Genomic DNA, 7,897 nt, shown 5'->3' on the forward strand with positions numbered 1-7,897 from the left:
GTTTACAACTCTCGGTTTGAAAGCCAAGGAAGTAGTTAGCATTCAACTAAATGGTGCTAGTACTCCACCACCACGACCAATGCTTGAAGCTCGTGCTGCTAACTTCTCTAAAGATTCTGCCACAACTCCTATTGTAGCTGGAGAGCAGCAAGTTGAAGCATCAGTAACATTACAAATTAGTTATTAGTTAATGGTTAATAGGTAAGGGAACACCAAGAAATAAATTCTCCAAATTTTTGTAGGGGTGGGTTCTCCCCACCCATCATCACGAATGATATGATTAGTTGGTCTATGGTTAGGTTAGGTTAGGATATTTTCTGAAAGTCCTGTATTCACCATTAACCACTAACCATAATAAATTAAAAATTATCTGAGTTGTAATCGTCCATACCGGGTTTAGTGTCACCCTTAGAGCCAAGCAGATCGAGTTGGTCTACATTGATAATTGGCTTAGTACGATTAGCTCCTGTATTGCGATCGCTCCAGGAATCAAACTTTAATGCTCCTTTAACACCAATTAAACTACCCCTTTTTACGTAGTTTCCCGCAATTTCTGCGGTTTTACCCCAAATTTCTAACTCAAACCAGTCTGGTTCATCGGTTTTTGACGTTCTTCTCCTAACTGCCAAAGTTAGCCGACACTTAACTTTACCAGAATCAAAATATTTCATATCTGGGTCGCCACCAACACGACCTACCAATGTGACAACATTTATACTCATGCGCTTTCCCCTTGAGTACAGACGTACTCTTAAATCGTGACTATTATCATAGCGAATTATTTGTGTTTAAAACTCTTGTGCTTAAATAACAATATGAGTTTTACTTTAATAATTGTAAAAACTGTGTTAAACCATTAACAAAACTGTTGACATAGAAAGTTGGTAATAATTACTCCAACAATGTGTGAAATCCTTACGGATATACCGACGCAAGTTGAGAATATAAACATGTAAAGACTGGGACTCAGTAAAGATTACCAAAAGTTCTATGAAAAATAGCCTGGTTTACTAGACTCGGAATAAAAAAAGTAATAGAATCCAGCACGATTCACTCTTACGGTCGTAGTCAAAAAGTATCGCAAATAGGGGGCGTAGAAGCGCGTGGGTCTTTTTAACAAGTTTTCCTTGTCGCAGAATATGGGTATCGATTTAGGTACCGCAAACACCCTGGTTTACGTATCTGGTAAAGGCATTGTACTCCAGGAACCATCTGTGGTGGCTATCGACAAAAACGAAAAGGTGGCATTGGCTGTTGGGGAAGATGCGAAAAAAATGCTTGGTCGGACACCTGGGAATGTAGTTGCCCTCCGTCCTTTGCGTGATGGTGTAATCGCTGACTTCGATACCGCCGAGTTGATGTTAAAACACTTCATCCAGCGTGCAAACGATGGTAAGTCATTGGTTTTGCCAAAGATTGTAATTGGCATTCCTAGTGGGGTAACTGGTGTTGAACGGCGAGCTGTTATGGATGCAGCTACGCAAGCAGGTGCCAGAGAAGTATTCCTCATTGATGAACCAGTAGCCGCAGCGCTTGGTGCGGGGTTGCCCGTTTCCGATCCAACAGGCAATATGATTATCGACATTGGTGGTGGCACCACTGAAGTCGCGGTTTTGAGTCTTCAAGGTACTGTACTGAGTGAATCAGTACGTATTGCCGGAGATGAATTAACCGAGTCAATTATTCACTATATGAAGAAAGTTCATAACTTGGTAGTTGGCGAACGTACTGCTGAAGATATCAAGATTCGCATCGGTTCGGCTTACCCCACCGTTGATGATGAAGAAGCCATTATGGAAGTACGGGGTTTGCACTTGCTTTCGGGTTTACCGCGTACCGTGACAATCAAAGGTCCGGAGATTCGCGAAAGTATGTCAGAACCGTTGTCGGTAATTATTGAAGCCGTGAAGCGTACTTTAGAACGTACTCCTCCCGAACTAGCAGCCGATATTATCGACAGAGGTATTATGTTGGCTGGTGGTGGTGCATTGCTCAAGGGTATTGATACCTTAATCAGTCATGAAACAGGTATTGTTACGCACATTGCAGCTGACCCGTTGTGCTGCGTAGTTCTCGGTACTGGTCGCGTACTCGAAAACTTTAAACAACACGAACGGGTGTTCAGTGGTCGTTCTCGGAATATGTAGAAGAGAATTCAAGGATATTAGATTCCCTTGAGAATCTAATATCCTTCGTAAATATAGCTATATATAAAGGTATATATGTTTACAGCACGTTGGTGGGAGCGCAGAGGGTTACAAGTTGGTCTACTATGTTTAGCTGTTGGCACTACTATTGTGTTGCGGCAAACTCAGGGTGCGCTTTTAATGGAGGCATATCAGGGAATAACCCGTCCGCTCCAGATGTTGCAAGCTGCACCAAATAAAGAAGAACGACTGCGTGATGCTCGGATATTAGAATTAAAAACCGAAATTGCTGAGTTACAATTCCAAAATCAAAAACTTAAGCAAATTGTATCTTATACAGAAAAAGAAGTAGCAAAAGAACGTTCTGTTGTTGCTAGGGTAATTGGTCGGAGTGCTGATAATTGGTGGCAACAAGTTACCTTGAATCGAGGTACTTCGGCTGGTGTTCAAGAAGGTTCAATTGTCAAAGCGGAAGGTGGGTTAGTTGGTCTTGTGGATCAGGTAAGTGCCAATTCTAGCCGTGTGTTGTTAGTTAGCGACTTGAAGAGCCAGATTGGTGTCAACGTCAGTCAGAGTGCTGCTAAAGGTGTTTTAAAAGGTGATGGCTCTGCGGAAGCAATACTTGAGTTTTACGAGAAAGTGCCTAATGCTAAAGTTGGCGATACGATCGCAACATCCAATTACAGCCGAAAATTTCCGGCAGGTGTGGCAATTGGTAAAATCAAGTCTCTGGATTTAAAAAGAGTACCAGCATCAGTCGCTAAAATTGAACTTTTTCCACCGATTCGTTCGTTGGATTGGGTACAAATTTATCCAAAACCAGAAACTCAAGTGGAAACACCTGAGGTAACTGATTCTCAAACCAATTCAGAAACTAAATCTCAAAATCAACAATCAGAAAAACCCGCAAACTAGCTTCTCGTAATTCTACTAAGACTATGAAAACCCTCGCATTTTGGGGCAAGAGACGCAGAAACGCGCCTAAATCCTATTTGTCTTCACCTCAACGCAAATCAAGTCAGCAACCCCGCAAATCGAAAAATACAACGTTTTTTAAAATCAAGCCGATCATTAAGTGGAACCCTCGTACTCGGCAAATCGTGGATTACTCGTTAATCTTTGTCACAGTACTATTGTGCTTGATATTGTTACCAAATCGCCTACCTGGTATGGAATTACTAGGAATTGGACCAAATTGGTTGTTAATTTGGGTTGTGGTTTGGAGTGTGAAGCGAAATGCTTTGCAGGGGGCTTTTGCTGGAATTGTTTTAGGGTTCCTCCAAGATGCGATGACATCTATCGAACCGACTCATGCATTGAGTTTGGGTTTGGTTGGGTTTTTGACTGGTTTAATGCAGAAGCAGCGATTTATTCAAGAAGATTTTATTTCAATTGCTTTAATTGTGTTTGTTATGTCTGCTTTTAGTGAGGCTATTTTTGCATCCCAGTTGGTGATGAGTGGCGATCGCAATCCTACTGATGTCTGGGCATATTATCAAAGGGTTGCCCTTGCTTCGTCTATTCTTAGCAGTCTTTGGGCACCTGTTGTTTATTATCCCCTGAATCGCTGGTGGGAAAAGTTGAAACTGGCTGAACGTAAATAAGTTGGTTAATGGTTATTGGTTATTAATAATCAATAACAAAAATCGGTGCGGAGTGTGGTGATTCTGGGGTTTATCCCAGTAATTGAGTGAGAGTGATTAAAGTGAATATTAAGTTGTAGCTGACTTTTCCCGTTAAGTCTGAAAACATAGAGGTAGCAAGGGTTTCAGTCTACAATACTTTTGTCAATAAAAGAGGCTTAACGATAATCGAACAACGAGAAAATAGGACTTTTCGGATAGCACTTGCGATCGCGATCGCTGTGATAGAAAGATAACGGGAAAAGTCAGAAGTTGTAGAGATGTGATTAATTGCGTCTCTACAATTTGTTTTTGGTTACTGCTGGGTTTGGATATTGGGTTTGGATATTGGGTTTTAATATTGCGATCGCATTAGACACACTTGAAAAATTATACTAATTCAAAAAATTATTACAACCGCCAAGACGCAGAGTACGCAGAGAGAATAAAATACATTGACAACCAATCTGTCACGTTCTTTCTTAAAATCGGTATTAAACAATATCCCCAACTTTTAGAACAGTCGGGGATACTTAGAGTTAGCGAATTAATTACTTACTTTTTTAGCTATTTTTTACTTGACAATTCCCAAAAGTTGTGGGCTATCAACTTCCCCAATGTTAGGTTTTAAGAATCCATTCGCGTAAATTCCCGGACTTGCTTCGGCTATTTGCGTATAAGATTGGCGAACTAGAGCATTAACTGCAACCGTTTTGACATCGTACATTCCCATTGCTAATTTGGGGTAAAAACCAATGCCAATTATCAAGACGATGAAACTAGCGGCAATGAATATTTCCCGTGGACTAGCATCTCTGTAAATCACTTGGTTAGGTAAGACGCAATCTGTTCCAAAACAAGCCGCTTCTTCGTCTTCTAAATTCTCTACCGCAACATCATCAATCCCACATGTAAGTTCTTTAGGAGTTCCGTAAAATACTTGCTTTAACATTGATAGCAAGTAAATTGGGGTTAAAATAACTCCCACTGCGGCAAGGAATACTGTCACTGTACAAAATGTTGAACTATAAACATCGCTGGTTGTGACTCCGACGAATACAAAGATTTCGCTGGCAAAACCGCTCATTCCGGGAAGTGCCAGGGATGCCATTGCCCCAATTGTAAATAGCGCGAATACTTTGGGCATTACTTGACCAATACCACCCATTTCGCCCATTGTCATTGTTTGGGTGCGATCGTAGGTAACACCAGCGAGGAAGAATAATACTGATGCAATCAAACCGTGGGATATCATTTGTAACATTGCACCATTGATACCTAGATCGGTAAATGAGGCAATTCCTAGTAGTACAAAGCCCATATGGGATACTGAAGAGTAGGCAAGACGACGTTTCATGTTTGTTTGAGCAAACGAGTTCAACGCGCCATATATAATATTAACTACACCTAAAATCGCCAAAACTGGTGCGAAGTAAATATGTGCATGGGAGAGAAGTTCTAAATTTAGGCGAATTAATCCGTATCCACCCATTTTTAATAATACACCTGCTAACACCATCGATACAGGTGAAGATGCTTCTCCGTGGGCATCTGGTAGCCAAGTATGTAGGGGGAAAATTGCCAGTTTGACACCAAATGCAATCAATAATCCTGCATACAGGAAGAGTTCTAAGGCAAGGGGATAATCTTTAGCTGCGAGTTTTGCGATATCAAATGTGACATCCCCACCACCGTATAGTCCCATACCCAAGGCTGCTATCAGGATAAAAATCGATGCTGCTGCGGTATAAATAATGAATTTTGTGGCTGCGTAACGACGCTTTTGACCACCCCAAATATTTATCAGCAGATAAACGGGAACTAGTTCGACTTCCCACATGATGAAGAATAGTAGCAAGTCTTGGGCGACAAAAACCCCTATTTGCGCGGAGTATAACATTAACATCAGCGCGTAGAAAAGTTTTGGTCTGCGGTCAACTTGCCAAGCTGAAAGAATCGCCAGGGTTGTGACAAATCCAGCTAAAAGCACGAGAGGAACAGACAATCCATCAACGGAAACAGCCCAGTTTAAACCCAACTGAGGTACCCAAGCATAACTTTCTGCGAGTTGGAAAGTCGCGCTGCTTGTATCGTAATTCTTCCAAAAGGCATAGCACATCAACACAAAATCTGCGATCGCAATACCTAGTGCATACCATCGTACCCGTTTACCGTCTTTATCTGGTAATACTGGAATTAACAAGGAAGCTACGGCAGGCAGCAAGATTATCGCAGTTAGCCAGGGGAATTGTTCTGCCATTATGGTCTCTAAGCAAAAATACTTATTTTTTTCAATGACCTAATTGTATATTGTTTTGTAAATATTTATGCATAGTTATTTATCAGGGTTAACAATAAGTAAAAACACTCATTGTTATTTTCCTGGCTATCTACAGAAACTATAGATAAACTCCGGATGTTGGTTCGAGGTTGCGTGAGTAAATCTGATCGTTGTAATCTTGCCAGTGTCGATTTGATATGTATGGGAATCGAGTTAATGTAGCGCGTTGAACGTATGCCATAATTGGACGACGTAAGCGATCGTACTTGGAAAAAGCTTGGGAGATGGCTTGAGTGTCATCCCATTGACTCGATAACGCAATGTTTGCGATCGCTGTTGTTAGAGCGAGTGCATCTTCTAAACCTTGGTTTGCCCCTTGTGCCATAAATGGTGGCATTCCATGTGCTGCATCTCCTGCTAATACAACACTTCCAGCATTCCAAGCTGGTTGACTTTCTAATTGATTTTCTGGATTTGATTCTGCATGATGAATATAATAAGGACGTTGCAGCATTTTTTCATGGGAAGAGGCAGCAACTAGTTTTTTTAGAACTTCTGGATAATTAGCTTTTTCTAATTGTTGCAAGGCTAAATCAATTAATAAACTACCTGATTTATCTTGTAATAATTCTAAAGGCAAAGCGATATGTAGCAAATAACCAAATATACTATTATTATGGCGAAACAGCACCATTCGTGGTGATTCATCACCAATAGTCACGAGGGATGATTCTTTCAGAAAACCTGTTTCCAATTCGGTTTGAATTTCTTGGGAAATTTCACTAATTTCCGTACAATATATTGCTGCAAAACCGGAATATTTAGGACGAGTGAAAGCATTCTCAGAGTTATTTGTATACAAAATACGACGAATTGTGGAATTTATTCCATCTGCGGCAATAATGATTTTGCCACGGATTGATTTTGTTGCTGTTAATTGTTTTTTTGGGATTAATTCTAAAGGTTGGTTAATATTATTGATATTATTTGGGTTACTTTCCCAATATGCATAAGGATTTTTTTCTAATTCCTCTAATGTAGATATGCAATCAATGCGAATGCAAGTTTTTTCATTTTCTCCATACAATTCTTCAACAAGATTGACACATCTATGATTAGCTTTAACTAGATATTCAGGAAGTTGATTTCTCAAGGTTGTTTGTAAATCATACCAAGAGATTGATACTCTACCTTCTCCATAATTATTATGCCAATAATCGTAACTTAGAGGAATTGAATGAGTGATTTCTCCTTGAAGATTTTTACTAAACCATTTTGGTGAAGAGTCGGGATTTTCTGCTTCTGAACTTACACTATCTTGCTGATTTTTGCTTTTAAAAAAAAGAGAATTTAAGTAACCCATGCCAGCTTTTTTAACTTCTTCGCAGGCTATTTCATCGATATATTTAAGTGCTTTTAATCCATTCGGAAGTAAATCTACAATTTGACCAACTTGACGAAAAGTACGAGTTTGATCGATGACTAGAATATTTGTAATACCACGTTTGTATAAACCTATGGCAGTGGCTAAACCAACAGGACCAGCACCAACTATGATAACATCAAATATTCCTGTGGATGATGTGGAAGAAATAATATTTTCATACTCAACATATTTATCATTTGGTTGTGAATTATTTAACATAGTATTTACCAAAAATAATTATAACATTACCCAAATATTACGAATTATGTAAATTTGGCTTGAGAGGAAGGAGAAGCTATTCAAAACCCGCATTTTCTGATAATCTAGATTTTGGTAGTTTTATTATAATAGGGTGTAATTTGTCTTAAAAATTTTGCTAAGCTTCCATTATAAAAAATACTTTTTTTAACCCATATAATAG

At 39.6% G+C, this 7,897-nt stretch carries 7 protein-coding genes; 4 read left to right on the forward strand and 3 right to left on the reverse strand.

The genetic code is table 11. The features are described from left to right. On the forward strand, window positions 1-187 hold a 187-nt coding region (locus tag CK510_RS22440), incomplete at its 5' end, for an SIMPL domain-containing protein (protein WP_143289384.1). 172 nt (window positions 188-359) lie between these two features. Here CK510_RS22440 and CK510_RS22445 read toward each other — a convergent pair. Then, window positions 360-722, reverse strand: a complete 363-nt coding sequence (locus CK510_RS22445) for a single-stranded DNA-binding protein (protein ID WP_095723806.1) — start codon at window positions 720-722, stop codon at window positions 360-362. Window positions 723-1,139: 417 nt separating this feature from the next. Here CK510_RS22445 and CK510_RS22450 point away from each other — a divergent pair, with 417 nt between their 5' ends. The 3 genes from CK510_RS22450 to mreD all read left to right on the forward strand — a co-directional run bounded on the left by CK510_RS22450 (window position 1,140) and on the right by mreD (window position 3,751). Next, window positions 1,140-2,147 (forward strand): rod shape-determining protein, encoded by a 1,008-nt coding sequence (locus tag CK510_RS22450; protein ID WP_095723807.1) that lies wholly within the window; start codon window positions 1,140-1,142, stop codon window positions 2,145-2,147. A 75-nt stretch (window positions 2,148-2,222) separates the two neighbouring features. Further along, the gene (gene mreC, locus CK510_RS22455) at window positions 2,223-3,062 is read left to right on the forward strand and encodes a rod shape-determining protein MreC (RefSeq protein ID WP_095723808.1); all 840 of its coding nucleotides are present in this window, start codon (window positions 2,223-2,225) and stop codon (window positions 3,060-3,062) included. A gap of 23 nt (window positions 3,063-3,085) precedes the next feature. After that, on the forward strand, window positions 3,086-3,751 hold the full coding sequence (gene mreD / locus CK510_RS22460; RefSeq protein WP_095723809.1) for a rod shape-determining protein MreD: 666 nt from the start codon (window positions 3,086-3,088) through the stop codon (window positions 3,749-3,751). A 592-nt stretch (window positions 3,752-4,343) separates the two neighbouring features. On the opposite strand, the gene CK510_RS22465 is transcribed toward mreD, so the two are convergent. Together CK510_RS22465 and CK510_RS22470 are read right to left on the reverse strand one after the other, a co-directional pair. Next, the gene (locus CK510_RS22465) at window positions 4,344-6,032 is read right to left on the reverse strand and encodes an NAD(P)H-quinone oxidoreductase subunit 4 (protein ID WP_095723810.1); all 1,689 of its coding nucleotides are present in this window, start codon (window positions 6,030-6,032) and stop codon (window positions 4,344-4,346) included. 136 nt (window positions 6,033-6,168) lie between these two features. Beyond that, complete coding sequence (locus CK510_RS22470) at window positions 6,169-7,695, reverse strand: FAD-dependent oxidoreductase (protein WP_095723811.1); 1,527 nt, start codon at window positions 7,693-7,695, stop codon at window positions 6,169-6,171. Window positions 7,696-7,897: the final 202 nt, after the last annotated feature.

The sequence above is a fragment of the Brunnivagina elsteri CCALA 953 genome (assembly GCF_002289455.1).
Taxonomy (GTDB): domain Bacteria; phylum Cyanobacteriota; class Cyanobacteriia; order Cyanobacteriales; family Nostocaceae; genus Brunnivagina; species Brunnivagina elsteri.

What these genes read in the sequence shown, in the direction of transcription:
- CK510_RS22470 (WP_095723811.1), bottom strand. Translation starts at nt 7,695, where the DNA reads ATGTTAAATAATTCACAACCAAATGATAAATATGTTGAGTATGAAAAT.
- mreD (WP_095723809.1), top strand. Translation starts at nt 3,086, where the DNA reads ATGAAAACCCTCGCATTTTGGGGCAAGAGACGCAGAAACGCGCCTAAA.
- mreC (WP_095723808.1), top strand. Translation starts at nt 2,223, where the DNA reads ATGTTTACAGCACGTTGGTGGGAGCGCAGAGGGTTACAAGTTGGTCTA.
- CK510_RS22445 (WP_095723806.1), bottom strand. Translation starts at nt 722, where the DNA reads ATGAGTATAAATGTTGTCACATTGGTAGGTCGTGTTGGTGGCGACCCA.
- CK510_RS22450 (WP_095723807.1), top strand. Translation starts at nt 1,140, where the DNA reads ATGGGTATCGATTTAGGTACCGCAAACACCCTGGTTTACGTATCTGGT.